Here is a 25,960-nt window from a genome sequence, read left to right on the forward strand (position 1 = left end):
TCAGCTCAGGTTCAGCACGCTGACCGCGCCGTCGCCGGTGACCCAGCCGGTGCGGCCGTCGGGGGCGACCGCGACGGCGGTCGGGTTCGGGGCGACGTCGGTGGTGCCGGTGACCTGCCAGGTCCCGGTGTCGACGGTGACGAGACCCTGCCGGGTCGCGACGTAGAGGTGGCGGCCGTCGGGGGCGAAGGCCATGCCGGTGGCGCCGCCGTCGACCTGCACGGTCGCGATCTCGCGGCCGTCGGCGGGGTCCACGACGGTCACGGTGCCGGACTCCGGACCGCCGACCGCGACCACGGTCCGCGGGACCGACGCGGGGCTGACGGCCAGGGACTCCGCGCCGCCGCGCACCGGGAAGCTGCCGAGCACGGTGAGGCTGTCCGGGTCGAGGACGGTGAGCTGGTCGGCGCCGCGGGTGGCGAGGTAGACGCGGTCGCCCGCGTCGTTCGTGGCGCTCGCGTAGGGGTCGCGGGACACCGGCACGGTCCGGGTGACGGTGCCCGCGTTCGGGTCGAGCTCCTGCACGGTGGCGTCCGCGCGGGACGGCACGTAGAGGAACCGGCCGTCGGGGGACACCGCGGCCGCGGCCGGGTCCCCGCCGACGGCGGCGGTCGAGACGACGCTCCGCCCCGGCACGTCCACGACGGCGATCTGCCCGCCGCCCTGACCGGCGGTGCTGACGTAGGCGCGGGTGCCGTCCGGGGAGGTCACCACGCCCTGCGGGGCGGCCGGGAGCTCGATCTCCCCGGTGACCGCGTCGGTCGCGGTGTCGACGACCGCGAGCCGGTTCGCGTCGCGGACCGCGACGAGGGCCGTCGCGCCGTCCGGGGCGGCCGCGACGGCGACCGGGGCGCCGCCGACGGGCACGGTCGCCCGCACCGTCGGCTGCGCCAGGCTCGCCCCGGCGGCGACCGCGTCCGGACGCGGCCCCGTGCCCGGACCGGCCGAGACGGCGGGCCGGGTCGCGTTCGCGCCCGGGTCGGACTGGCTGGGCGACAGCATCGCCCACAGCGTCAGCGCACCGAGCAGCACGATCGCCAGCGCGATCGCGAGCCCGGCCGCGGACGGGCTGCGACGCCCGTTGCGCGGCTTCGCCGACATGATCGCCTCGCGGCGCGGGGTGACCGGCGGCTTCTCACCGGTCACCGCGGCGTGGGCGGCGGCCTCCGCGGCCGCGGGCTGGACCGCGGTGCCCGGACCGGTGTCGCTGACCGTGCCGTCCCGGCCGGACGCGGCACGGGCGGCGGCCACCGAGACGGCCCCGATCGAGGCCGCGGCGGCGGCGTTGCGGCTGGTCGTCGAGGCGTCCGGCCGGTCCGGGTCCGACGGGCCGGCCGTGTCGTCCGTCGCCGGGGCGTCCGGGTGTCCGGTGACCGGGGTGAGGCCCTGCAGCGTGGGCGGCTCGCCGTCGGTGCCGACGGGCCGCAGGACCACGGTGGTCTCGTTCTCGGACGGGGCGTCCGGTCGCGGTGCGTGCCGTCCGTCCGGTCCTCCGGGCCCCGGGCGGTCCGGGGCGGGGGCCCAGGAACGGGCGCCGGGGGCGCCGTTCGACGGGTGGGCGCCGGTACCGGGCCCGTCCGGGCGGCCACCGGCCCCCGGGGCGCCGGGCCGGTCGGTCGGAGACGGACCGGAGCCCTGCCCGCCGGGGCGGTCGACGGGGTACGCCCCCGTGCCCGGACCACCGGAGCGGTCGGTCGGGAACGCGCCGGTGCCCTGCCCCGCGGGCCGGTCGGTGGGGAACGCGCCGGTGCCCTGCCCCGCGGGCCGGTCGGTGGGGAACGCGCCGGTGCCCTGCCCCGCGGGCCGGTCGGTGGGGAACGCGCCGGTGCTCTGGCCGCCGGGGCGGTCGGTGGGGAACGCCCCCGTGCCCTGGCCGCCGGGGCGGTCGGTCGGGCCCGCGCCGGGGGCGGGGAACGCCCCGGTCCGCGCCGGTCCGGAGAACGCAGCGGCTGCGCGGCCCGGGGCCGCGGCCGACCCGGAGCGCGACGGCGTGTCGCCGTACGCCCCCGGCGTCGGGAACGCGCCGTTGCGGGACGGTGCGGCGTCGCCCGTGGGCGGGCGGCCGGCGTCCCATGCCGGTGCGTCCCGGTCCCACGCGGACGGCCCGCCGACGGAGGAACCCGGACCGCCGTCCGGGCCCGGGTCGGTGCCCCGGGGAGCGTCGCCGTCCCGGAAGGAGTCGTCCCGGAAGGAGTCGTCCCGGAAGGAGTCGTCCCGGGCGGAACCCTCACGGGCGGGACCCTCACCGGCGGTGTCGTCACGAGGGGTGTCGTCACGGTCGACGTCGTCGGGGGTGGACCCGTCGGTGTCGGGTGCGGAGGCCGCGGTGTCGGCACGGCCCGGGAGCCGGCCGAAGCCGCTGCCCGAGTCACCGCCGGCGGTGGCGAACAGGTCGTTGCCCGACAGCCCGGCCATCGCCGGACCGGACGGTGCCCCACCCATCGCCGGACGGGGCACCGGACGCTGCTCCGGGCCCGCGGGTGCGGGAGGCCTGCGACCGGGCATCGTCGGACGGTTCCCGGACGGCGGGGTCGAGGGCCGCGCGGGCGGCTGCTCGGTCCGGTCGTCGGAGGGGTCCGCGCTCGGGTAGTGCCCGATCAGCGCGCCGGGCGGCAGGATGTCGGTCTCCGGGCCGTCGGCGCCGTTGCGCGCCGGACGCGGCGGCCACCGCTTGGCGGTGTGCTGTCCCGCGGTGTCCCGATCCGCGTCGCCGGAGCCGGTGCCGCCGGACCCCGTGGTGTCCCCGGCCGAGGGCGACGGGGTGGCGTCCTGGTCCGGGGTGGAGCCGGCGGTGGAGCGGGTGCCGTCGCCGAGCGGCCGCGGGGTGGGCGCGATCGGCGGGACGACGGTCGGTGCGGGTGCGGTCACCGGGACACCGTCCGGCCCGGGACCGGCATCGGTGCGACGACCGCCCTCCGCCGGTGTGGCGGCGGGGTCGGGCCGGCTCGCGCCGGCGCCGGGGCCGGGACGCCCCGTCGGCGCGGAGTCCGGCCGGGGCACCGACGGGACGGCGCCCGCTGCGCCGGGCACGGGAGCCGACGGGGAGACGTCCGACGAGCCGGACCGGGGAGCCGCCGGAATGGCGTCCGCCGGGCCGGGCCGGGGTGACGCCGGGCCGCCGTCCGCCGAGTCCGGCCGCGACGACGCCGGAGTGGCGTCGGCCGGGCCGGGGCGGGGCGCGGTCGGGGCGCCGCCGGTCGCGGGCGGTGTCGTCCCGCCCGGTGTGCCCGGCGCGAACGACGGCGGCGGCGCGAAGCGGTCCGCCGGGGTGTGCAGGGGGTCGAGACCGTCGTCGCCGGGCTCGTCGGGCAGCGGCCCGACGCCCAGCGGGTCGTCGCCGAGGTCGCCGAGATCGGCGTAGTCACCCGCATCCGACGACGGTTCGGGGGCGGCGGGCCGCGGACCCGGGGTGGGACGTGGGGCGGGCGCGGGACCCCGTTCGCGGGACACAAGTTCGGTGAACCCGGTCGGGGTCGGCTCGCGCCGGGCGCCGTCGTCCTCGGACGTGGCCTCCGGCTCCGGTTCCTCGCCCGAGCCGGACCGCATGACCAGGTCGACCAGGGAGCCGGGGACCACCGGCACGCGGCCGGTCCGGATCGCCTCGCCGAGCCCGTCGGGGTTCGGTTCGGGGTCCGGCGGGCCGTCGGCACGCCGGGGGGAGCGGTCGTCGGGGCCCGGGTGACCGGGCGCCGACGTCATGCGTTCTGCGGCGGTCGGGTGCACATAACGATTCGATTATCGCGAGCGTCGCCCCGGGCCCGGACCCCGGGTGGCCCCCCGGCCCGTCCTGGTCGTCCCACCTGCGACGTCCGTCCTGGTCCGGGGCTGGTCACGCCCCGTTCCGAGGTCACCGAACGGGAGGACCCCGATCGAGGTGAGCGAGATCGGCGGGATGCGGCCGACGGTGGTGCTGTCGGGGTCCTCCTCGGCCGGGCGGTGCCCGGGACCGAGGAGCAGGGAACCGGTGGCGGGCGCGTCCGCGTCCTCGTCCTCGGCGGGACCGCCGGCCTCGGAGCGGGAGCCGGCGGCGTCGGCCGACGGCCTGCTGCCGAGCTCCGACACCGAGGCGATCGAACCCTCGTCCGACGCCGGCGCCGAGGACGACGAGGAGAGGCTCGAGGACGTCGAGGTCGAGGGCGGCCGGGAGACGGGCGGCAGGGAGACGGGCGGCAGGGAGATGGGCGACGGGGAGACCGGCGGCAGGGAGACGGGCGCGGGGCCGAACAGGGCGTCGTCGAGGGCGGCGGAGACCGGCTCACGGTCCAGCTCCTCGGCGAGGGTGCGCTGCACCCGGGTCAGCTCGTCGCGGACGTCGTCGCGCAGCGCGGCCAGCCGCTCGACGTCGCGCACGACCGCCGACCGTCGCTCCCCGGCGCCCTGCTCGGCGTCGCGCAGCAGTGCGGCGGCCTCGGCGCGGGCGGTGGACAGCGTCTGCTCGGCGTCGGAGCGGGCGTCGGCGAGGATGCGCTCGGCCTCGGTGTGGACACCGGACAGCCGGTCGGACACGGTGCGCTCCCGCTCGGCGAGGTCGCGCTCGCGGCGGTCGGCGTCGTGCTCGCGGTCGTCGAGGGTGCTGCTGCGGGAGGTGAACTCGCGGTCCAGGGTGGCGGCGCGGCCGAGCAACGCCTCCTCGGTGCGGGAACGACGGTCCTCGGCCTCGCGGCGGGCGCGCTCCACGATCTCCGCGGCCTCGTCGGCCGCACGCTCGCGCAGCTCGGCCGCCTCCTGCTCGGCGGCCTGCAGGACGCGCTCGACGCGGCGGCCGAAGCCGGCCTCCTCGGCGCGGCGCTCCTGACCGGCCCGGGCGGCGGAGTCGTTCTCCAGCTGCTCCTGCAGCCGCCGGACCTGCGCGCGGGCCGCGGACAGCGACTGCTCGGCGGCGTCCGCGCGGCGGATCTCGTCGTGGATGCGGTGGTCGAGCTCGGCCAGCCGGGTGTCGACCTCGCCGCGGTCGTAGCCGCGCAGCACGACGGTGAACCAGGAGCCGTCCTCGCCCTCGTGGCGGTCGGGGTGGGCCCCGGAGTCGCCGCTGCGGTGCGCGTGCCGCGACGACCCGTTGACCGGCTCGTGCCGATGCGGACCGGACAGCGAGGGAGAGACGCTCACGATGAACCCCCAAGACGGGTGACTACGAGCCGCCCGACGTGCCGGGGCGGCGTCCCGTCCAACGAGACCGGACGCGTTCGGTCACGTTCAGCGCTGGATCAACCCGTAAAGCGCCCGAATGCCACTCGAATGGCCGCCGGACGGACGGGCTAACGATCACACTGTGTGGTAATGCCCCTACTCGGGTCAGAACTCGGAGTTCTGCATGCTCACCGCGGCGTACTGCAGGTAGTTCCACAGCTGCTCGCGGTGCTCCGGGGAGAGGTTCTCCTCGTCGACGGCGATCCGCATGCAGCGCAGCCAGGCGTCGCGCTCGATCGGGCCGATCTTGAACGGCACGTGCCGCATCCGGAGCCGGGGGTGGCCGCGCTGGTCGGAGTAGGTCCGCGGGCCGCCCCAGTACTGCTCCAGGAACAGCCGCAGGCGGTCCTCGGCCGGGCCGAGGTCCTCCTCCGGGTACAGCGGCCGCAACACCTCGTCCCGGGCGACCTCCTCGTAGAACCGGTGGACGATCCGGTGGAAGACCGGGGCGCCACCCACCTCGGCGTAGAAGTTCTGCGGTGCACTCACGCCGACCAGTCTCCCAGGAGTCGTCAGTTCTGCTTCTGCGCCTGGCCGTCGAAGGCCGCGCCGGGGAAGACCATCGGCCGCGGGATGCCGTGGTCGTCGAAGGCGTCGGTGATCGCGCCGTTGAGCGCGCGCTGCACCGCCCACTGCCGGCCGGGGCTGACCCGCACGGTGATCCGCAGCGTGACGCCCTCCGGGCCGATCTTGTCGACGCCGAGCACCTCGGGGGCCTCCAGCACGTCACCGGCGATGTCGTCCTGGGAGGCGCGCTCGGTGGCGGTGCTCCCGGCCAGCTCGGTGGCCTCCTCGACGTCGGCGTGGTGCGCGATCGGCAGGTCGACCACCGCGACCGCGTAGCCCTGGCTCATGTTGCCCACGCGCAGGATCTCGCCGTTGCGGACGTACCAGACGGTGCCCTTGATGTCGCGGATCGTGGTGATCCGCAGGCCGACCGCCTCGACGGTGCCGACGGCCTCCCCGACGTCGACGACGTCGCCGACGCCGTACTGGTCCTCCAGCAGCATGAACATGCCGGACAGGAAGTCGCGCACCAGGTTCTGCGCACCGAAACCGATGGCGAGCCCGATCACCCCGGCACCGGCCAGCAGCGGGCCCAGCGGGTAGCCGAGCTCGTTCATCACCATCATCACCGCGACGAGCAGCACGACCGCCGAGACGATCGAGCGCAGCACCGAGCCGATCGTGCGTGCCCGCTGCGCCCGTCGCTGGGTGCCCGGGTCCGCCGCCGGCGCGACGGCGGCGCCGCCACCCGGACGCAGCCGGCGGGCCCGGCCCACCAGCGCGGTGAACCGGCCGTTGGTGGCGCCGTCGACCATCCGCGCGATCGCCCGGTGCGCCAGCCACCGGAACAGCACCGCGACCACGACGATCACGGTGATCGCCACGGTCCTGCTGACCAGGGTGTCCGCGTGCTGGGCCAGGAAGTCGTTGCTGGTCCAGCGGTAGAGCGTGGCGCACCACGAACCGGCGTCCTGCACGCAGTCCGGTATCAGGGTCACGTTCTGCAGGGGTACGTCGGGCAGCACGACGGGGGTCACGAGTCCTCCTCGGGGGCGGTGAGGGCTGCGTCGGAACCCCCGAGGCTACGTCACCCTCCGGTGTGACGACGGTCGCGCACGTGGTCCGGAACCGACTGGTGTCCGTGCAGGTCAGGGGCGGTTTCCGGAGGCCCGGCGACGGTCCGCAGCGGCACCACGCCGGCCCAGGCGAGACCGGCCGCGACGTCGGCCTCGTCGTCGGACGGCGGCCCGGAGCGACTCTTCACGCTGGCCTCGGTCAGATCGAGCGCGAACACCGCGGTGGCGGCCAGCTCCCGGCGGTCCGGGCGGCGGGCGTGGTCCCACGCGCCCGGGGTGAGGTGCTCGACGATCACCCGCAGCGCGTGCAGACGTTCGTCGTCCCCGGTGACGCGGCGGGCGTCGCCGTGGACGACCGCGCTGCGGTAGTTCATCGAGAAGTGCATCAGTGCGCGGGCGTGCACGATGCCGTCGAGGTGGGTCACGGTCACGCAGCACGGCAGCGTGTCCCCGGCCAGGTAGCGGGCCCCGGACGAGCCGTGCAGGTAGAGCGTGTCGCCGTCGCGGCCGTAGGCGGTCGGGAGGACGACGGGCGCGCCGTCGCGGACGAAGCCCAGGTGGGCGACGAGGCCGTCGTCGAGGACCGCGTGCAGGTCGGAGCGGTCGACGGCGGCCCGGTCGCGCATGCGGCCCAGGGTGCTGCGGGTGGTGGGGGAGAGCGTCACCCCCCGAGGATGGCCGTCGGCAGTGGCATCCTGGAACGGCCACTTCCGCTCGTGAACGAAAGGCCACTGTGCAGGATCTCCCGATCGTCCTCGACCGCTCCGGGGCGACGCCGCTGGCGGTCCAGCTCGCCGACGGCCTGCGCGCCGCGGCCGCCGGCGGGGCACTACGGCCCGGCGACCGGCTGCCGTCGACCCGCGGGCTCGCGACGACGCTGCGGGTGAGCCGGACGGTCACCGCCGCGGCCTACGACCAGCTGCTCGCCGAGGGCTGGGTCACCGGCCGGGTCGGAGCGGGGACGTTCGTGACCGCGGTCCCCGGGCCCGCCCCCACGGGCCCGGCCGCGCCCGCCGGGCCCCCGCCGCAGGCCGAGCCGTCGGTGCTGGACCCGGGGCGGCCGTGCGTCGCGGCGCTGGACCCCGCGATGTGGCGCCGCGCCTGGCGGGCCGCCGCCGATCCGCCCCCGGACGACCGGCCCCGCGCCGACGGGCTGCCCGCGTTCCACGACGCCGTCACCGGCCACCTGCTGCGCCACCGCGGCCTCACCCCGCCCGCGGACACCGTGCTGACCACCGCCGGGACCTCCGCCGCCGTCGCCGAGCTGGCCCGGCTGCTGCCGGCAGGCGCGACCGTCGCCGTCGAGGAGCCGGGCTACCCGCGCGCGGTCACCGCGCTGCTGGCGGCCGGGCTGCGGGTCGTCGGCGTACCCGTGGACGACGACGGCCTGGTCGTCGACGCCGTCCCGGCCGGCTGCGCGGCGGTCTACACCACGCCCGCGCACCAGTTCCCGACCGCGGTGCGCCTGTCCGCCGCCCGCCGGGTCGCCCTGGTCGGGCGCGCCCGCGCCGAGGACTTCCTGGTCATCGAGGACGACTACGACGGCGAGCTCCGCTACGACGTCGCCCCGCTGCCCCTGCTCGCCGCCCTCGCACCCGGCCACGCCGTGCACCTGGGCACCGCGAGCAAGATCCTCAGCCCGACGCTCGGGGTCGGCTGGGCGGTCGCGCCGCCCGCCGTCGTCGACGCGTGGCGGGACCTGCGCGCCCGGACCGGCACCCGGCCGTCGCCCGCGGGGCAGCTGGTCCTCACCGCGCTCGCCGCACACGGCGACCTGTCCCGGCACCTGCGACGGCTGCGCCGCGAGCTCCGAGAGCGGCGGGCCCTGGTCCTGGACGCCGCCCGCACGGCGGGCTGGGCCGCGCAGGGGGACCCGGCCGGGGCACACCTCGTGCTCCGCCCGCCCGAGGGGGAGCGGGCCGCGATCGCCGCGGCCGCCCGGCGGGGCGTCGCCGTGCGCGGGCTGGCCGACTACCACCGGGACGGACCCGGCACGTCCGGCCTGGTCGTCGGGTACGCCGCTGGGACCCGGGCCGAGCTGACCGCCGCACTGGCGGCGCTGGTGGGGTGAGCGGCCCCCCGGGCCGACGCCCGGCTGCGCGCCCCCGCGGAGCCGCCGCCTACCCTCGGGCCCCATGAGTGCCGACCGGGTGAAGGTCGCCGTCGTCTTCGGCGGCCGCAGTTCCGAGCACGCGATCTCGTGCGTGTCCGCGGGCAGCGTGCTGACCCACCTCGACCCGGAGCGGTTCGAGGCGGTCCCGGTCGGGATCACCCCGGACGGCGCGTGGGTGGTCGGCCCGTCCGACCCCGCCCGGCTGGCGATCTCCGGTCGCGAGCTGCCCGAGGTCGACGGGACCGCCGAGGCCCTGGTGCTGCCCGGCGAGCCGGGCCGCGGCCTGGTCCGCCTCGACGCGCGCGAGGCGCTGACCTCGGTCGACGTCGTCTTCCCGATCCTGCACGGGGCCTTCGGCGAGGACGGCACCATCCAGGGTCTGCTGGAGATGGCCGGGCTGCCCTACGTCGGCGCCGGCGTGCTGGCCTCCGCGGTCGGCATGGACAAGGAGTTCGCGAAGAAGCTGCTGCGCGCCGAGGGACTGAACGTCGCCGACGGCGTCGTGCTCCGCCCCGGCACCGACATCGGGTTCGCCGACCGCGACCGGCTCGGGCTGCCGCTGTTCGTGAAGCCGGCCCGCGCCGGGTCCTCGATGGGCGTCACCCGGGTCACCGACCCGGCCGCGCTCGACGCCGCCGTCGCCGAGGCCCGCCGGCACGACCCGAAGGTGCTCGTCGAGGCCGCCGTGCCCGGCCGCGAGATCGAGTGTGCGGTGCTGGAGTTCCCCGACGGCAGCGTCCGCGCCAGCCTGCCCGCCGAGCTGCGCTACAACGGCGAGTTCTACGACTTCGAGTCCAAGTACCTCGACACCTCCGAGCTGCAGATCCCCGCCAAGCTCGACGACGAGATCACCGAGTCGCTGCGCTGGAAGGCGATCACCGCGTTCCGCGCGCTTGACGTGCAGGGCCTGGCCCGGGTCGACTTCTTCGTCACCGACGACGGCGACATCACCGTCAACGAGGTCAACACCATGCCCGGGTTCACCCCGAGCTCGGCGTTCCCGAAGATGTGGGCGGTCACCGGGCTCGACTACTCCGAGCTGCTCAGCACGATGGTCGACACCGCGCTGGCCCGCGGGACCGGGCTGCGGTAGCTACCGGACCCGCACCGGCTGCGGCGGGAGGGTGTCGACGACCGCGTCGGACACCGCCTGCAGCGGCCCCGGACCGGTCTCCGCGGGCCCGGACAGCTCCAGGTACACCCCGCGGTCGACGACGGCGTAGGTCGTCGCGAGCGCGCCCTGCGGGGTCGCCAGCGGCAGCCAGCTCACCCCGTTGACCACGATCAGCGGCGAGGTCGGCCCCAGCTCGGCCGGCCGTTCGGTGCCGCAGCGCAGCACCACCGGCTCCGGCTCGGCGACCCACGCCCGCGCGCCGGGGACCGGCGGGTCGATCTCGCGCGGCGCGAGGTCCCCGGTGTCGCCGGGGATGCCCGCCCCCAGCGCGCGCAGCACCGCGTCGCACGACGTCGACGACGCCTGCGGTGCGGCCTGCGCGGGCAGCTCCAGGGGGCCGGTGTCCGGCCCCGTCGTCAGGCGGGCCCAGACCGCGAGCCCCGCCACGACGAGGGCGAGCAGCAGGGGCAGCGCGATCGCCACCACGACCGGTGGTGACACGCGTGCCCCTGCCACGTCTCCGCCCGTCTCAGCTGAGCTTGACCACGGGGCAGGTGAGCGTCCGGGTGATCCCGTTGACGTTCTGCACCCGGGCCACGACCAGCCGGCCGAGCTCGTCGACGTCGTCCGCCTCGGCACGCACGATCACGTCGTACGGGCCGGTGACGTCCTCGGCCGAGACGACGCCCGGCAGACCCCCGATCTCGGAGGCGACGGAGGCGGCCTTGCCGACCTCGGTCTGGACGAGGATGTATGCCTGCACCACGGCGTGCCCCTTTCCGGTAACTGCCGACCTGCCGGATGGTTGGCGGCAGGAATGTCGGACGCAGAACCTACCGGAGGCCGCCCCCGTGTCCCCATCCGCGATCACGCCCGAGGGCGGTTCCGAGACCGGTGTCTCACTCCGGGAGGTCGGTGAGTTCGCACTGATCGACCGGGTCACCACGGACCGTGTTCAACCGGCTACGACGGAGCTCGGGCCCGGGGACGACTCGGCCGTCGTCACCGCCGCTGACGGGCGGGTCGTCGCCTGCACCGACGTGCTCGTCGAGGGCGTGCACTTCCGGCTCGACTGGTCGAGCCCCGAGCAGGTCGGGCGCAAGGCCGCCGCCGCGAACCTGGCCGACATCGCCGCGATGGGGGCGGTGCCGACGTCGCTGCTGGTGGGGCTGGCCTGCCCCTCGTCGACGCCCGCGGCCCAGCTGGAGCAGCTGGCCGACGGGCTGTGGGCCGAGGCCCGCTCGACCGGTGCCGGGCTCGTCGGGGGCGACCTGACCTCGGCGCCGGTGATCGTCGTCTCGGTGACGGCGCTGGGGGACCTGCAGGGCCGGGCCCCGGTGCTGCGCTCCGGTGCGCGGGCGGGAGACCGGGTCGCGGTCTGCGGGCGGCTGGGCTGGTCCGCGGCCGGGCTGGCGGTGCTCGGGCGCGGGTTCCGCTCCCCGGCGGCCCTGGTCGACGCGCACCGGGTCCCGGAACCGCCCTACTCCGCCGGTCCGCAGGCCGCCGACGCCGGCGCCACGTCCATGATCGACGTCTCGGACGGCCTGCTGGCCGACCTGGCACACGTCGCGCGAGCCTCGGGGGTGGCGCTGCGGCTGCGGTCGCGGGCGTTCACGGTGGCCCCGCGGATGGCGGAGATCGCGTCCGCGCTGGGCCTGGACCCGCTGCGCTGGGTCCTGACCGGCGGTGAGGACCACGCGCTGGCGGCGACCTTCCCCGGGGACGCGCCGCTGCCCGAGGGGTGGACCGAGGTCGGGGCCGTCGAGGCGCCCGACGCCGACGGGCCGGGCGTCACGGTCGACGGCCGTCCCTACGACGGCGCCGCCGGTTGGGTCCATTTCTCCCGCTACTGAGACACCCGACATACGGCGACGGCCCGGTCCCCGGAGGGGGACCGGGCCGTCGGCCGGGATCGGGGTCAGGCGCCGCGCCGCCAGAACAGCAGGACCCGGCGCAGCCGGCTGCGCAGGGTCGGGTGACCGGGCACGGACCGCTGCGGGGCCGGGAACTGCCGGAACTCCGCGGGCGGCGGGGTCAGGTGGGCCGCCGGGAGGGTGGGCGGGTCCATCGCGACCAGGGTCTGCGGGAAGTGGCGCGCATCGGGCGACGGGGTCTTCTCGGGGTGCACGGTCGTCTCCTCCACGGCCGGTCCATCGCTCGCGGTGGTCGGATCGTTACCGACGGCCTGCTGCATCTCCGGCCTCCTCACGGTCTCGGGCGGGGCGCACCGCCGGGACCCGTACCCGCCGGGGCCGGGGTCCACCCGCGCGGGCCGCATCCGGTGCGGGCCACCAGCCGGGCCCGGGAGGGGAGCGCGGGGCGGCGGTGCCTGCACACCCAGGGTACCGACGTGACGTGCGCCGGAGACGTGTGCGGTGGCTCACCCGGCACGCCGTCGGACACCCGGGTGCTCGCTACGGTGAGTGCCGAGCAGGTGGGACGAGTGGACGGAGCGGGCGTGTCGGGGCTGGTGGCGGTGGTGGCGTGGGCCGCCCTGGCGGGGTGGATCGCCGCCGGTGTGCTGCTCGTGCTGGCCCACCGGCGGCTGGAGCAGCTCGAGCGGGAGCACACCGCCCGCAAGTGGGACATCGTCGCGCTGCGTGCGGAGCTGCGGGCGCTGCGGGCGCTGCACCGGCGGCCGGACGAGCCGTCCGACCCCGCCGTGTCAGCCCCCGGGGTCCCGGTCCCGGCCGGCGGGACGCCCGGAGGTACCCGGACGGCCGGCGCCACGGCATGGCGCCGGTCGCACCGGCGCCCGGTGGGCCGTACCCGGCGGCGCCCCTCCTGAACGGGGCGGGTCAGCGCTGCGGCACCGCCGCCCCGCGGATGCTCGCGTCCAGCAGCTGCACCGGGTGCAGCAGCGGCACGTCGGCGAAGTCCTCGTTCGGCAGGTACTTGCCGATCTGCAGCAGGCAGCCCGGGTTCGCGGTGACCACGACCTCCGGCTTCGCGTCGCGGATCTTCTCCGCCTTCCGCACGCCCAGGTCGGCGGCCGCGTCCGGCTTCACCATGTTGTAGATGCCGGCCGAGCCGCAGCACAGCGACGCCTCGGCGATGTCAACGAGCTCCAGCTCGGGGATCGTCCGGAGCACCTCGCGGGGCTGGTTGCGGACGCCCTGGGCGTGCCCGAGGTGACAGGCGTCGTGGTAGGCGACGCGGCCGGTGACCGGGGTGCGCGGGGCGCGGGGGCCGCCGTCGTCCTCCCGGGAGTACAGCTCGGCCAGGACCTCGTGCACGTCGCGGCAGCGGGCGGAGAAGCGCGCCGCGCGGTCGGCCCAGGCGGGGTCGTCGGCGAGCAGGTGGCCGTAGTCCTTCATCGACGAGCCGCAGCCCGCGACGTTGGTGACCACCGCGTCGACGTCGAGGGTCTCGAAGCGGGCGATGGTGCGCCGGGCCCGGTCCAGCGCGGACTCCTCGCGCCCGGCGTGCACCTCCAGCGCGCCGCAGCACTGCTGGTCGCGGGGGACGAGCACGTCGCAGCCCTCGGCGGCGAGCACCCGCACGGTGGCCTCGTTGACCCGGTGGAAGAACACGTCCTGCACGCAGCCGGTGAGCAGCGCGACCCGGGCCCGGCGGGTGCCGACCGCGGGGGTGTGCACCGGGAGCGTCGCGAACGCCTCGCGCACCGAGACCGGCGGCAGCAGCGACTCCATCGCCGCGAGCTGACCGGGCAGCTTCTCGGCGAGCCTCCGGATCGCGGGGACCTTCCGCAGCTGCTGGTACAGCGCGCCGGGCAGGGCGGCCGCCCGCAGCCGTCGCTTGTAGGGGAACAGCGCGAAGATCGCGTCGCGGAACAGCTTGTCCGACGCGCTGCGGGGCACGTTGCGCTCGATCTGCGGGCGCACCGACTCCAGCAGCTTGTCGTACTGCACCCCGGACGGGCAGGCGGTCACGCACGCCATGCAGCCCAGGCAGTTGTCCATGTGCTCGGTGAACGGCCCGTCGAGGCCGATGTCGCCCTTCTCGGCCAGGTCCATCAGCAGGATCCGGCCGCGCGGGGAGTCCATCTCCTCGCCCCACAGCACGTAGGTGGGGCAGGTCGGCAGGCAGAAGCCGCAGTGGACGCAGTCGTCGAGCAGCTCGCGCTGCGGCGGGTGGACGTCGTCGAACGCGCTCGGGCCCTGCTGGGGGATCTTGGTCTCGGCCGCCCCGGTCGGGGTGCCTGCGGGCTCGTGGGTGCTCGTCATGCGTGCCTCACATCCAGGGGGCGAAGCGACCGGCGGCGAACCGGGCCTCGGGGTCGAGCTGCGTCTTGACGGCCCTGAGCAGGGCGAGTGCGGACGGTGCGGGGCCCCACGCGGGGGCGTCGAGGGCCTCGGGCCGGTCACGCAGCACGCTGGTGCCACCGACCGCGGCGACGGCGTCGTGCACCTCCGCGACGGCGGCCCCCGGCACGGTGACGGTCGCGACGCCGGTCGCGAGGCCGGCCGTGACGGCGGTGGCGGGCAGCTGCTCCACCAGCGGCGCCAGCCGGGTCGGGGCGCACCCGATCCGGACGACGGCGCCGTCGAGGGCGGGCCCGTCGCCGTCACCGCCGGCGTGCGGGCCGTCGGTCAGCGACGTGTGGACGTCCCACACGTCCGCGCCCGCCTCCCGGGCGTCGGCGCCGAGCAGCTCGCGCAGCCGCGCGACCCGCGCGGGCAGGGTCTCCGCGCCGCCCTCCAACCGGACCAGCAGGCGTCCCGGGTCACCGGAGACCCACTCGACGGCGATCGGCTCCAGCGGGCTGGCCATCAGCTCCAGCACCCGCGCCGCGGCCTCGGCCACCGGGCCGTCGACGCTCACGCAGGCGACGGCCTTCGGGACCGGGTGCAGCCGCAGGACGACCTCGACCAGCGGGCCGAAGGTGCCGTAGGAGCCGTGCATCAGCTTGGCCATGTCGTAGCCGGCGACGTTCTTGATGACGTGCCCGCCGGAGCGGACCATCGTGCCGTCGGCGAGTACCGAGGTGGTGCCGATGACCAGGTCCCGCAGACCGCCCCAGACCAGGGCGGACGGGCCGGCGTCGGCGGTGGCGAGCAGCCCGCCGACCGTGGCGCCGCGGGCGACCCGGGCGGCGTCGAACGCGAGGCGCTGACCGTGCTCGGCCAGCTGCTCCTGCAGCGCGCGGACCGGGGTCCCGGCGTGCACCGAGACGGTCATGTCGCCCGGGTTGTGGTGGATCACCCCGGACAGCGCGGAGAGGTCGAGCGTCGCGGCGACGTCGTCGGCGGGTCGTCCGGCCCAGCCGGTGGCGGTGCCGGCGCCGGTGATCGCGAGGCGGCCGGGGGTGTCCAGGACGGCGTCCCGGACCTCCTTCGCCGAGGTGGGGCGCAGCGTGGTGGGAGCAGCGCGTGTCATGTCGTCGGGCCCTTCCGGGTCTCGTACGGGTCGGTCGGACAGGTCGGCCGGACGGGTCACAGCCGTTCGATCAGGCCCGCCTCCTCCAGCGGGTGCGGCCGGTAGAGCCCCGGCTTCTCGCCGCACAGCCGGGGGGTGGGCAGGAGCTTGCCGGGGTTGCAGATGTGGTCGGGGTCGAAGCCGTCGCGGATGCGGCGCATGACGGCCAGGTCGTCCTCGCCGAACATCCGCGGCATCGAGCAGGCCTTGTCGGTGCCGATGCCGTGCTCGCCCGACAGCGAGCCGCCCATCTCGACGCACAGCTCCGCGATCTGCGCCGACAGGTGCTCGGCCTGCTCGGTCTGGCCCTCGGCGGCGGAGAACAGGACCAGCGGGTGCAGGTTGCCGTCGCCGGCGTGGAAGACGTTCGCGACGCGCAGCCCGGCCTCGGAGCCCATCTCGTCGATCCGTTCGAGGATCTCGGCGAGCCGGGTCCGGGGGACCACACCGTCCTGGACGATGTAGTCCGGCGAGATCCGGCCGACCGCGGCGAACGCGGCCTTGCGGCCCCGCCAGATGTTCGCGCGCTCCTCGGGGGAGCCCGCGATGTGGAGCCGGGTGCAGCCGTGCCGGTCGCAGATCTCCTTGACCAGCGCGAACTGCTCCTCGCACTCCTCGACGGTCCCGTCCAGCTCGACGACGAGCGCGGCCGGGGTGTCCAGGGAGTAGCCGGCGCCGGTGGCGCCCTCGGCGGCCTCGATGGCCAGCGCGTCCATCATCTCGACCGCGGCGGGCACGATCCCGGCCGCGACGATGTCGGAGACGACCCGGCCGCCCGCCGACACCGACGGGAAGTCCGCCAGCAGCGTGCGCATGACCTCGGGGGTGCGCAGCAGCCGGACGGTGACCTTCGTGACGATGCCGAGCGTGCCCTCGGAGCCGAGGAACACCCCGCGCAGGTCGGGCCCGTACTGCTCCATCGTGTCCGAGCCGAGGGTGACCACCTCGCCGTCGGGGAGCACGACCTCCATCGACAGCACGTGGTTGGTGGTGAAGCCGTACTTGAGGCAGTGCGCGCCGCCGGAGTTCTCCGCGACGTTGCCGCCGATCGTGCACACCTGCTGGCTCGACGGGTCCGGGGCGTAGTAGAGCCCGTACGGCGACGCGGCCGCGGTGATCTCCAGGTTCGTGACGCCCGGCTCCAGCACCGCGCGCCGGTTCTCCGGGTCGACCTCGAGCACCCGGTTGAGCCGGTTCAGCCCGATGACGACGCCCTCGGCCACCGGCAGCGCGCCGCCGGACAGGCCGGTCCCGGCGCCACGGGCGACGAACGGGATCCGGTGCCGGGCGCAGATCCGCACGCAGCCGGCGACGTCGTCGGCGGTGCGGGGCAGCAGGACCAGCTCGGGGACGACCCGGTTGCCGGTGAGGCCGTCGCACTCGTAGGTGCGGGTGCGCACCGGGTCGCTCAGTACGTCCGCGTCGCCCAGCAGGGCGACGAACTCGTCGTGGATCCGACGGTCCAGGGGCATCGCTGCACTCCCTTGCTGCGTGGCGGGGCTCACGAAAGGGTAAGCGGTCCCCGGTTCCCGACGCCTGTTCGGAGATCAGGACGGGGTCCGCGTCACTTCCGTGATGCGGAAAAGATAATCCACTGGTAGAAAATACGACCAGTCCAGACATCCACACGGAGAGGGTGGTCACAGATGGCCGACACCGCCGGCCTGCAGGTCGATCCGCACCTGAAGTCCTTCGTCGAGGACGAGCTGCTGTCCGACGTCGAGGTGTCGGCGGCCGACTTCTGGTCGACCCTCGCGGGCCTGCAGGAGCGCTTCGCCCCGAAGATCGCCGCCGCGCTCGCGCGCCGCGACGAGATCCAGGCGCGCATCGACGAGTGGCACCGCGAGCACGGCGCCGGCTCGGTCGAGGAGTACGAGGCGTTCCTCACCGACCTCGGCTACCTGCTCCCGGAGCAGTCGCCGACGATCTCGGTCGACCGGGTCGACCCGGAGATCGCCGAGGTCCCCGGCCCGCAGCTGGTCGTCCCCTCGACCGTCCCGCGCTACGCGCTCAACGCCGCCAACGCGCGCTGGGGCTCGCTGTTCGACGCCTTCTACGGCACCGACGCGCTCCCGCAGGACGGCGAGCTCGGATCAGGCTACGACGAGCGCCGCGGCGCGCAGGTGATCACCGCCGCCGACGAGCTGCTCGACGAGCTGTTCCCGCTCGCGAAGGGCAGCCACGCCGACGCCACCGCCTACCGCGCGTCGACCGACGGGCTCGTCGTCGACACCACCGCGAACGGAACCGTCGGCCTCGCCGACGCCGGGCAGTTCGCCGGCTTCCGCCCGCTCGACGACTCCGGCCGCGGCGCCGTGCTGCTCACCCGCAACGGGCTGCACCTGGAGATCACGATCGACCCGACCACCCAGGTCGGCACCCAGCACCACGCCGACGTCGCCGACGTCGTGCTCGAGTCCGCGGTCACCACGATCGTCGACCTCGAGGACTCCGTCGCGACCGTGGACGGCGAGGACAAGGCGCTGGCCTACCGCACCTGGCTCGGGCTGCTGCGCGGCGACCTGACCGCCGAGTTCCGCAAGGGCGGGAAGACCGTCACCCGCCGGGTCAACCCGGACCGCGAGTACACCGCGCCCGACGGCTCCGACCTCACCCTGCCCGGGCGCTCGCTGATGCTGGTCCGCAACTGCGGCCACCACATGACGACCAACGCGGTGCGCACCGCCGACGGCACCGAGGTCGCCGAGGGCGTGCTCGACGCGCTCGTCTCGGCCGTCGCCGGGCTCTACGACCTGCAGGGGAAGGGCCCGCACACCAACTCCCGCGCGGGCAGCGTCTACATCGTCAAGCCCAAGCAGCACGGGCCCGAGGAGGTCGCGCTCACCGTCGAGCTGTTCGGCGCCGTCGAGGAGGCCCTCGGGCTGCAGGCGAACACCCTCAAGATCGGCATCATGGACGAGGAGAAGCGGACCACGGTCAACCTCTCCGCCTGCATCGCCGAGGCCGCGAACCGGGTCATCTTCGTCAACACCGGTTTCCTCGACCGGACCGGCGACGAGATCCACACCTGCTTCACCGCGGGCCCGGTCCTGCGCAAGGGCGACATGAAGACGACGACGTGGCTCACGACCTACGAGGACCGCAACGTCGACGTCGCGCTCGCCGCCGGGTTCGCGCACTCCGCGCAGGTCGGCAAGGGCATGTGGGCCAAGCCCGCCGCGATGGCCGAGATGATCGAGCAGAAGATCGGCCACCCGAAGGCCGGCGCGAACTGCGCCTGGGTGCCGTCGCCGACCGCCGCGACCCTGCACGCGCTGCACTACCTGCGCGTCGACGTGCACGGGGTGCAGGACGAGATCGCCTCCCGCACCACCGCCGACCGTCGCAAGCTGCTCGAGGTCCCGGTGACCGACGCGTCGTCGCTGTCGGCGCAGGACGTGACCCACGAGCTGGAGACCAACGCCCAGTCGATCCTCGGCTACGTGGTGCGCTGGGTCGGCATGGGCATCGGCTGCTCCACCGTGCCGGACCTGGAGGGCGTCGGGCTGATGGAGGACCGCGCCACCCTGCGGATCTCCGCGCAGCTGGTCGCGAACTGGCTCCAGCACGGCGTCGTCGACGAGGGGACGGTGCGCGACACCTTCGCCCGGATGGCCGCCGTGGTCGACGAGCAGAACGCCGGCGAGGACGGCTACCCCGCGATGGCGAAGGATCTGGAGTCCAGCGAGTCGTTCCAGGCCGCGCTGGAGCTGGTGTTCAGCGGGGCGACCGAGCCCAACGGCTACACCGAGCGGACGCTCACCCGCTGGCGTCAGCGGGCCAAGGCCGCGGCCTAGGCCGCACCACCACCGTCGACGACGACGCCCCCGGGACCGGTTCCCGGGGGCGTCGTCGCGTTCCGAGGAGGAGACCGATCGTGAAGCCGTGGATGCGGCCGGCCGCCGTGCTGTTCGGCGTCGGCTACGGCGCCAACCAGTTCAGCCCGCTGATGGTCATGTACCGCGAGCAGGGGCACTACTCGGCGACCGTGGTCGCCGCGTTCTTCGGCGTCTACGTGCTCGGTCTCGCCCCGGGCCTGCTCGTCGGCGGGCCCGCGTCGGACCGCTGGGGCCGCCGCCGGGTGCTGCTGCCCGCGACGGCCGCGTCGATCCCGGCCAGCGCCGTCCTCGCCCTCGGCGCGTTCTCCGAGGCACTGCTCTTCGCCGGCCGTCTGCTGTTCGGCGTGTGCGTCGGCGTCGCGATGGCGGTGGCGACGACGTGGGTCAAGGAGCTGTCCGGGCCCGGACAGGGCGCCCGGCGCGCCGCGCTCGCGCTCACCGCCGGGTTCGGGCTCGGCCCGCTCGTCGCCGGGCTGCTCGCGCAGTTCGCGCCGCTGCCGATGGAGCTGCCCTACCTGGTGCACATCGTCCTGACGGTGCCGGTCACCTTGTGGCTGCTCGCCGCGCCGGAGACGGTCGAGCCGGGCGGTTCCCGGTCCTGGCTGCAGGATCTGCGCGTCCCCGCCGTCGCGCACCCGCGGTTCGTGTGGCTGGTGCTGCCCGCCGCGCCGTGGGTGTTCGGGGCGGCCGCGCTCGCCTACGCCGTGCTGCCGACCACGCTCGACGGGATCACCGGGGGGTGGGGGCTGCTCGTCGCGACACTGCTGACCGCCGTCGCGCTCGGCTGCGGGGTCCTGGCCCAGTCCGCCGCGCGTCTCGTGGACGCCCGCTCGCCGCTGGCCGCGACCCGGGTCGGGCTCGCACTCGTCGTCGCGGGGACGCTCGTCGCCGCCCTCGCGGCGGGCCTGCCCAGCGTCCCGGCCGCCGTCGTCGCGGCCGCGCTGCTCGGCGCCGGCTACGGGTTCGTGCTGCTGTCCGGGCTGCAGGAGGTCCAGCGGATCGCCGCGCCGGAGCACCTGGCCGGGCTGACCGCGGTGTTCTACTCGCTGACCTACGTCGGGTTCCTGCTGCCGATGCTGCTCTCGGCCCTGACCGGGGTCGCGGGGTACCCGGTGCTGCTGCTCGTCGTCGCCGCGGTGCAGGCGGTGTGCCTGGGCCTGGTGTGGGTGGGGGCGCGCCGGGTGGCGCCGGTCGCGGCGGAGCAGCCGGCGGTGGCCTGACCCGCGGTCACACTCCGGTGCGTCGCCGCATCGGCCACCCGTCTCACGTGCGCCGACGATCGGTCGATCGCTGTTCGCGCGCTGATCCGCTCCGCGCGCGCGTCCGGGCACGCGCGGACGACGGATCACCGCGCGCGGTGCGGATCACGCCACCGGCCGAGGATCGACCCGATGTCCACCCCGGGACGGAGGCGGCCACCGGCCGTCGCTCGTACCGTCGGACGGGTGACCACCACCACCGGTCCCGACGCCACGGACCTGCCGCGCCTCCCGTTCCCGCGCCACGACGTCCTCGAGCTCCCGCCGCTGTTCGCCCGGCTGCGGGAGCGGTCCCCGATCACCCCGGTCCGGACCCCGGCCGGCGACGTCGCGTGGCTGGTCACCGGCTACGACGAGGCCCGCGCCCTGTTCGCCGACGACCGGCTCGGCCGCAGCCACCCCGAGCCGGAGCGGGCCGCGCGCATCTCCGACTCGATGATCTTCGGCGGGCCGAGCGGCGACTCACCGGAGACCGAGCGCGCGAACCACACCCTCATGCGCAAGCTGCTCGCGCCCGCGTTCTCCGCGCGCCGGATGCGCAGGCTCTCCGGGCACGTCGCGGAGCTGGTGGCCCGGCAGCTCGACGTCGTCGAGGCCGCCGGTCCCGGCGCCGACCTGCACGAGCTGTTCTCCTTCCCGCTGCCGGTGCTGGTCATCTGCGAGCTGCTCGGCGTCCCCTACGACGACCGCGAGGAGTTCCGGCGCTGGTCCGGTGAACTCGGGCTGCTCCACGACCGGCCCCGTGCCGAGGCCGCCGCGCAGGCGCTGTTCGCCTACGTCCGCGGCCTGATCGACCGCAAGGACGACGAGCCGGGGGAGGACGTCCTGTCCGACTTCGCCGCGCTCGGCTCGGAGCCCGCACAGCGCGACGGCCTCGCCCGTCTCGGTGCCGGGCTGCTGTTCGCCGGGCACGAGACCACGGTCGGGCGGATCGACACCGGCACCGTCCTGCTGCTGGACCGCCCGGGGGAGTGGGCGGCGCTCGCCGCGGACCCGGAGCGCGCCGCGGGGGCGGTCGAGGAGGTCCTGCGGCTGGCCGTGCCCAGCGGGGGCAACGGCGGCATCCCGCGCTACGCCCACGCCGACGTCGACATCGCAGGGGTGCACATCCCGGCGGGCGACGCGATCCTGCTCGCCCCGGGCGCGGCGAACCGGGACCCGCGCCACTTCGACGGGGCCGCGGAGTTCGACGCCGACCGCAAGCCGACGCACCTCGCGTTCGGGCACGGGCCGTACTTCTGCGTGGGCGCGAGCCTGGCCCGGGTCGAGCTGACCGAGGTGTTCCGCGCGCTGCCCGCCCGGTTCCCGTCGCTGCGCCTGGCGGTGCCGCGCACCGAGCTGGAGCTGCGCTCGGACGTGCTCACCGGAGGGCTGCGCGCGCTGCCGGTCACCTGGGACCGATCATGAGGACGTGGGGGAACTCGAACTGCGGGTGGCGGGGCTCGACCATCCGGACGTGATGCCGCTGATGCGGCGGCTGCAGGCGTTCTACGGCGAGGTCTACGGCGACGGCGACGCCACCCCCGTCGACCCGGCCGACTTCCGGACCCCGTCCGGGTTGTTCCTGGTCGGCTACGACGACGGCGTCCCCGTCGCGACCGGGGCGTGGCGCGCCGTCGACGCCGACCCGGCCGACCCGGCGCGCCGCGACGGCGACGCCGAGCTGAAGCGGATGTACGTCGAGCCCGCCGCCCGCGGGCGGGGACACGCCCGGGCGGTGCTCGTCGCGCTGGAGCGTGCGGCGGCTGCCGCCGGGCGTCGTCGCATGATCCTCGAGACGGGTGACGGCCAGCCCGCTGCGATCGCGCTGTACGAGACCAGCGGATACCGTCGGACCAGCAACTTCGGTGCGTACCGGAACGACCCCCGCTCCCGGTGCTTCGCCAAACCGCTCCCGGCGTGAGCCTCGGTACGGTCACGGGCGAAACGTCCGGTTGCGCCGATAGGATGACCCCGGCGTCGTCGCCGCGTCCCTTCCGGTGATCGTGCGGCGGCCTCTTCCGGCGCTCCCCGGGTCCGGCCGTGACGTGAGCGGAACCGCTGGTCCGAACGACCCCGTGACTCCAGGAGGTGTCGGTGCTCGCCGTCGTGGCCGCCCATCTCGTCCTGGCGCTGTGCCTGCCCGCGCTCGCCCGGTACCACCGGCGGCTGGCGTTCGGCGCCGGCGCCGCCCTGCTCGCCGCCACGCTCGTGTGGGCGATGACGCAGGCCTCGACCGCGCTCTCCGGCGGGGTGACCGACCGCATCGAGTGGGCGCCCGAGCTGGGGCTGACGCTGAGCCTGCGGATGGACGCGCTCGCGATCGCGATGATCGTGCTCGTCTCCGGCGTCGGAGCGCTGATCATGATCTACGCGGCCTGGTACTTCGGGCCGCGCTCCACCGACGCGGCCCGCTCCGCGGCGCTGCTGGTCGCCTTCGCCGGGATGATGCTCGGCCTGGTCCTGGCCGACGACCTGCTGACCCTCTACGTGTTCTGGGAGCTGACGTCGCTGACGTCGTTCCTGCTCGTCGGGCAGGGCGGCCAGTACCGGGAGAACCGCCGCGCCGCGGTCCAGGCGCTCGTCGTGACCGTGTTCGGCGGGCTGGCGATGCTGCTGGGGATCGTGCTGCTGGGCCAGCTGGCCGGCACGTACTCGATCCCGGAGATCACCGCGGCCGCGACCTCCGGCACGCTCGCCCCCGACAGCCCGGTCGCGCTGTCGGTGTCGCTCGTGCTGATCCTGCTGGGCGCGCTGACCAAGTCCGCGCAGCTGCCGTTCCACCCCTGGCTGCCCTACGCGATGGCCGCCCCGACGCCGATCTCGGCGTACCTGCACGCGGCCTCGATGGTGAAGGCCGGGGTCGTGCTCGTCGCGCGGCTCGGGCCCGCGTTCTCGGTGCACCCCGTGTGGTGGGCGCCGGTCATGGTGCTCGGCCTCGCGACGATGGTGCTGGGCGGCTGGCGCGCGATGCGCCAGACCGACCTCAAGCGGCTGCTGGCCTTCGGCACCGTCTCCCAGCTCGGGTTCCTCATGGTGCTGTTCGGGTCCGGCTCGCGGGTGGCCGGGCTCGCCGGCATCGCGATGCTGCTGGCGCACGGCCTGTTCAAGGCGCCCCTGTTCATGGTGGTCGGGGCGATCGACAAGGCCTGCGGCACCCGTGACCTGCGGGAGCTGTGCGGGCTCGGGCGCCGCCGGCGCGGGCTGGCCGTCGTCGCCACGCTCGCCGGGCTGTCGATGGCGGGGCTCCCGCCGATGCTCGGCTTCGTCGGCAAGGAGGCCGCTTTCGAGGCGTTCGTGCTCGAGGGCGGCGTCCGCGGCTGGATCGCGGCGATCGGCCTGGTCGCGGGCTCGCTGCTGACCGTCGCCTACACCGCACGGTTCCTGTGGGGCGCGTTCTCCACCAAGGGGCTGCACCCCACCGGCGGCGACCCGGTCCCGCTCGGTCTGTCCGGCCCGGCGTGGCTGTGCGCGCTGACCGGGATCGCGGCCGGGTTCGCCGCGCCGCTGGTCCAGCAGCTCGCCGCCTCCTACGCCGCGTCGCTGCCTCCGCTCGGCGACGCCTACGCCGCCCGCTACGAGCTGGCCCTGTGGCACACCCCGGGGCTGCCGCTGCTGTTCACCGGCGTCGCGCTGGCTGGCGGGCTCCTCTTGCACCGCTACGGGCAGACCCTGACCGGGCACCTCTCGGTGCCGCACGTGTCCGCCCAGCGGGGGTACGAGGCCGTCGTGACCGGGCTGGAGCGCTCGGCGATCACGGTCACCGGCCGGCTGCAGATCGGCTCGCTGCCGGTCTACCTCGGCTGCATCCTCGCGACGCTGATCGCGCTGCCCGGCCCGGTCCTCGCCGTGACCGGCACGTTCCCGACCGACCAGGCGCCCTACCACTCGATCATGCAGGTCCCGGTCGGGCTGATGGTGATCGTCGCGGCGATCGCGCTGTGCCTGGCGCACCGCCGGTTCACCGCGGTGCTGCTGGTCGGCGCCGTCGGCTACGGCATCGGCGGCCTGTTCGTCATCGACGGTGCCCCCGACCTGGCGCTCGCCCAGTTCCTGGTCGAGACGCTCACCCTGGTGGCGTTCGTCTTCGTGCTGCGACGCCTGCCCGCCCACTTCGACGAGCCGGACAGCGAGCGCCGCGTCCGCGCCCCCAAGGCCGCGGTCGCCGCGGTCGGCGGCCTGCTCGTCGCGGGGATGGCCGTGGTGCTCTCCGGGGCCCGCACGCTGCCGCCGGCGACCACCGGGCCGTTCATCGCCGGCGCGCCGGAGGCCGGCGCGACCAACCTGATCAGCGCGATCCTGGTGGACTTCCGCGCGCTCGACACGGTCGGTGAGATCACCGTGCTGCTGATCTGTGCGTCCGGCACCGCGAGCCTGGTGCTCGCGACCCGTTACGACAAGAGGAAGGGCGGCAAGGTCGTGCGCAGCGGCTCGGGATCGCCGAAGCACGAGAAGGAGGTGCTCGGATGACGGCCTCGCAGGAGAAGCCCGCACCCCCGCCGGGGGACGCCGAGAGCTGGGCCCGGATGGACCAGCCCAGCGGGCGGTGGATGCTCCCCGGCACCTGCCCGGACGTCCGCGAGCGGACCCTCGTGCTGGAGGCCGCGGCCCGGCTGCTGTTCCCCGTGGTGCTGGTGTTCTCGGTGTTCCTGCTGCTGGAGGGCCACTACGGCCCCGGCGGCGGGTTCTCCGGCGGCCTGGTCGCCGGGCTCGCGTTCGTGCTGCGCCACATCGCGGGCGGCGACGACAACCTGGGCTCCCGGTTCCGGATCCGCCCGCCCGTGCTCGTCGGCACCGGGCTGATCGTCGCGGTGCTCACCGCACTGGCCCCGGTGGCCTGGGGCGACCCCGTGCTCGCCTCGGTCAAGTGGACGATCACCTTCGGCCCGTTCGGCTACCTCGACATCGTGAGCAGCCTGCTGCTCGACGTCGGCGTCTACCTGCTGATCATCGGCGTGGTGCTCGACCTGCTGCGCTCGCTCGGCTCCGGCATCGCTCGCGACGCCCGCGAGGCCGGCGAGGACGTCCCGGGCGGAGGTGGCCGCGGATGAACACCACGATCAACCTGAGCATGGCGATCGTGCTCGCGGTGCTGTACTCGGTCGGGTTCTACCTGCTGATGCAGCGGTCGCTGATGCGCATCCTGATCGGCATCGTGGTGCTCGGGCACGGCGCGAACCTGCTGCTGCAGGTCTCCGGCGGCCCGCCCGGCCGCGCCCCGATCCTCGACGCGGTGCTGCCCGAGCAGATCGCCGACCCGCTCCCGCAGGCGCTGGCGCTGACCGCCATCGTCATCACCTTCGCCCTGACCACGCTGCTGCTGGCGCTGGGCTACCGCTCCTGGGTGCTCGTCGGGCACGACGAGGTGCAGGACGACGTGGAGGACCGCCGCATCGCCGACCGGCAGAAGCCCAAGGGCGCGATGGAGGAGGGCACCGCGGACGAGACCGACGCCGAGCCCGAGGACACCGCCGACTCCCACGAGCTCGAGGAGGGCCGCAAGTGAC

The 25,960-nt window shown here is 75.5% G+C and carries 22 protein-coding genes; 11 read left to right on the plus strand and 11 right to left on the minus strand.

The window, feature by feature from the left end; translation table 11 throughout:
* The 5 genes from KPL57_RS40170 to KPL57_RS40190 form a co-directional block, all read right to left on the minus strand.
* On the minus strand, nucleotides 1–3,699 hold the full coding sequence (locus KPL57_RS40170) for a hypothetical protein (RefSeq protein WP_226355686.1): 3,699 nt from the start codon (nucleotides 3,697–3,699) through the stop codon (nucleotides 1–3).
* Between the two features lie 36 nt (nucleotides 3,700–3,735).
* Entirely contained in the window at nucleotides 3,736–5,106 is a 1,371-nt protein-coding gene (locus KPL57_RS40175; protein WP_226355687.1) for a hypothetical protein, read from the minus strand.
* Nucleotides 5,107–5,292: 186 nt separating this feature from the next.
* On the minus strand, nucleotides 5,293–5,676 hold the full coding sequence (locus KPL57_RS40180) for a globin (protein WP_062400907.1): 384 nt from the start codon (nucleotides 5,674–5,676) through the stop codon (nucleotides 5,293–5,295).
* A 23-nt stretch (nucleotides 5,677–5,699) separates the two neighbouring features.
* The gene (locus KPL57_RS40185; protein WP_226355688.1) at nucleotides 5,700–6,731 is read right to left on the minus strand and encodes a mechanosensitive ion channel family protein; all 1,032 of its coding nucleotides are present in this window, start codon (nucleotides 6,729–6,731) and stop codon (nucleotides 5,700–5,702) included.
* Between the two features lie 50 nt (nucleotides 6,732–6,781).
* On the minus strand, nucleotides 6,782–7,435 hold the full coding sequence (locus KPL57_RS40190; RefSeq protein ID WP_226355689.1) for a pyridoxamine 5'-phosphate oxidase family protein: 654 nt from the start codon (nucleotides 7,433–7,435) through the stop codon (nucleotides 6,782–6,784).
* 68 nt (nucleotides 7,436–7,503) lie between these two features.
* Between KPL57_RS40190 and KPL57_RS40195 the strand changes: the two genes are divergently transcribed.
* Complete coding sequence (locus KPL57_RS40195) at nucleotides 7,504–8,841, plus strand: PLP-dependent aminotransferase family protein (RefSeq protein ID WP_226355690.1); 1,338 nt, start codon at nucleotides 7,504–7,506, stop codon at nucleotides 8,839–8,841.
* Nucleotides 8,842–8,905: 64 nt separating this feature from the next.
* A complete protein-coding gene (locus KPL57_RS40200) occupies nucleotides 8,906–9,976 on the plus strand; it encodes a D-alanine--D-alanine ligase family protein (RefSeq protein WP_062400911.1) in 1,071 nt (356 codons plus the stop codon).
* Here KPL57_RS40200 and KPL57_RS40205 read toward each other — a convergent pair whose 3' ends face one another.
* Both KPL57_RS40205 and KPL57_RS40210 read right to left on the minus strand, forming a co-directional pair.
* The gene (locus KPL57_RS40205; protein WP_226355691.1) at nucleotides 9,977–10,498 is read right to left on the minus strand and encodes a DUF3515 domain-containing protein; all 522 of its coding nucleotides are present in this window, start codon (nucleotides 10,496–10,498) and stop codon (nucleotides 9,977–9,979) included.
* Between the two features lie 28 nt (nucleotides 10,499–10,526).
* On the minus strand, nucleotides 10,527–10,763 hold the full coding sequence (locus KPL57_RS40210; RefSeq protein WP_020627802.1) for an Lrp/AsnC family transcriptional regulator: 237 nt from the start codon (nucleotides 10,761–10,763) through the stop codon (nucleotides 10,527–10,529).
* 100 nt (nucleotides 10,764–10,863) lie between these two features.
* On the opposite strand from KPL57_RS40210, the gene KPL57_RS40215 reads away from it, so the two are divergent.
* Nucleotides 10,864–11,850, plus strand: coding sequence for a thiamine-phosphate kinase (locus tag KPL57_RS40215; RefSeq protein ID WP_226356673.1), 987 nt, complete (start codon nucleotides 10,864–10,866; stop codon nucleotides 11,848–11,850).
* A 65-nt stretch (nucleotides 11,851–11,915) separates the two neighbouring features.
* On the opposite strand, the gene KPL57_RS40220 is transcribed toward KPL57_RS40215, so the two are convergent.
* Complete coding sequence (locus KPL57_RS40220) at nucleotides 11,916–12,191, minus strand: hypothetical protein (RefSeq protein ID WP_226355692.1); 276 nt, start codon at nucleotides 12,189–12,191, stop codon at nucleotides 11,916–11,918.
* A gap of 264 nt (nucleotides 12,192–12,455) precedes the next feature.
* Between KPL57_RS40220 and KPL57_RS40225 the strand changes: the two genes are divergently transcribed.
* Nucleotides 12,456–12,785 (plus strand): hypothetical protein, encoded by a 330-nt coding sequence (locus KPL57_RS40225; RefSeq protein ID WP_226355693.1) that lies wholly within the window; start codon nucleotides 12,456–12,458, stop codon nucleotides 12,783–12,785.
* A 10-nt stretch (nucleotides 12,786–12,795) separates the two neighbouring features.
* Here KPL57_RS40225 and KPL57_RS40230 read toward each other — a convergent pair whose 3' ends face one another.
* From KPL57_RS40230 to KPL57_RS40240, 3 genes are read right to left on the minus strand one after another with little or no spacing between them, the layout of a single operon-like run.
* On the minus strand, nucleotides 12,796–14,184 hold the full coding sequence (locus KPL57_RS40230; RefSeq protein ID WP_226355694.1) for a (Fe-S)-binding protein: 1,389 nt from the start codon (nucleotides 14,182–14,184) through the stop codon (nucleotides 12,796–12,798).
* A gap of 7 nt (nucleotides 14,185–14,191) precedes the next feature.
* The gene (locus KPL57_RS40235) at nucleotides 14,192–15,337 is read right to left on the minus strand and encodes an FAD-binding oxidoreductase (RefSeq protein ID WP_226355695.1); all 1,146 of its coding nucleotides are present in this window, start codon (nucleotides 15,335–15,337) and stop codon (nucleotides 14,192–14,194) included.
* A gap of 56 nt (nucleotides 15,338–15,393) precedes the next feature.
* Nucleotides 15,394–16,848: an FAD-binding oxidoreductase gene (locus KPL57_RS40240; protein WP_226355696.1), complete on the minus strand. Its 1,455-nt coding sequence runs from the start codon at nucleotides 16,846–16,848 to the stop codon at nucleotides 15,394–15,396.
* Nucleotides 16,849–17,022: 174 nt separating this feature from the next.
* Here KPL57_RS40240 and KPL57_RS40245 point away from each other — a divergent pair, with 174 nt between their 5' ends.
* The 7 genes from KPL57_RS40245 (at nucleotide 17,023) to KPL57_RS40275 (ending at nucleotide 25,959) form a co-directional block, all read left to right on the plus strand.
* Entirely contained in the window at nucleotides 17,023–19,173 is a 2,151-nt protein-coding gene (locus KPL57_RS40245) for a malate synthase G (protein ID WP_226355697.1), read from the plus strand.
* A gap of 80 nt (nucleotides 19,174–19,253) precedes the next feature.
* The gene (locus KPL57_RS40250) at nucleotides 19,254–20,435 is read left to right on the plus strand and encodes an MFS transporter (RefSeq protein ID WP_226355698.1); all 1,182 of its coding nucleotides are present in this window, start codon (nucleotides 19,254–19,256) and stop codon (nucleotides 20,433–20,435) included.
* 225 nt (nucleotides 20,436–20,660) lie between these two features.
* Entirely contained in the window at nucleotides 20,661–21,881 is a 1,221-nt protein-coding gene (locus tag KPL57_RS40255; protein ID WP_226355699.1) for a cytochrome P450, read from the plus strand.
* 52 nt (nucleotides 21,882–21,933) lie between these two features.
* Complete coding sequence (locus tag KPL57_RS40260) at nucleotides 21,934–22,377, plus strand: GNAT family N-acetyltransferase (protein WP_226356674.1); 444 nt, start codon at nucleotides 21,934–21,936, stop codon at nucleotides 22,375–22,377.
* 173 nt (nucleotides 22,378–22,550) lie between these two features.
* Nucleotides 22,551–24,923 (plus strand): hydrogen gas-evolving membrane-bound hydrogenase subunit E, encoded by a 2,373-nt coding sequence (mbhE, locus tag KPL57_RS40265; protein WP_226355700.1) that lies wholly within the window; start codon nucleotides 22,551–22,553, stop codon nucleotides 24,921–24,923.
* Entirely contained in the window at nucleotides 24,920–25,504 is a 585-nt protein-coding gene (locus KPL57_RS40270; RefSeq protein WP_226355701.1) for an MnhB domain-containing protein, read from the plus strand. The genes mbhE and KPL57_RS40270 overlap by 4 nt, the downstream gene beginning before the upstream one ends.
* The gene (locus tag KPL57_RS40275) at nucleotides 25,501–25,959 is read left to right on the plus strand and encodes a Na(+)/H(+) antiporter subunit C (RefSeq protein ID WP_020622059.1); all 459 of its coding nucleotides are present in this window, start codon (nucleotides 25,501–25,503) and stop codon (nucleotides 25,957–25,959) included. Before KPL57_RS40270 ends, KPL57_RS40275 begins: the two co-directional genes overlap by 4 nt.
* Nucleotide 25,960: the final 1 nt, after the last annotated feature.

The sequence above is a fragment of the Pseudonocardia sp. ICBG601 genome, from assembly GCF_020496245.1.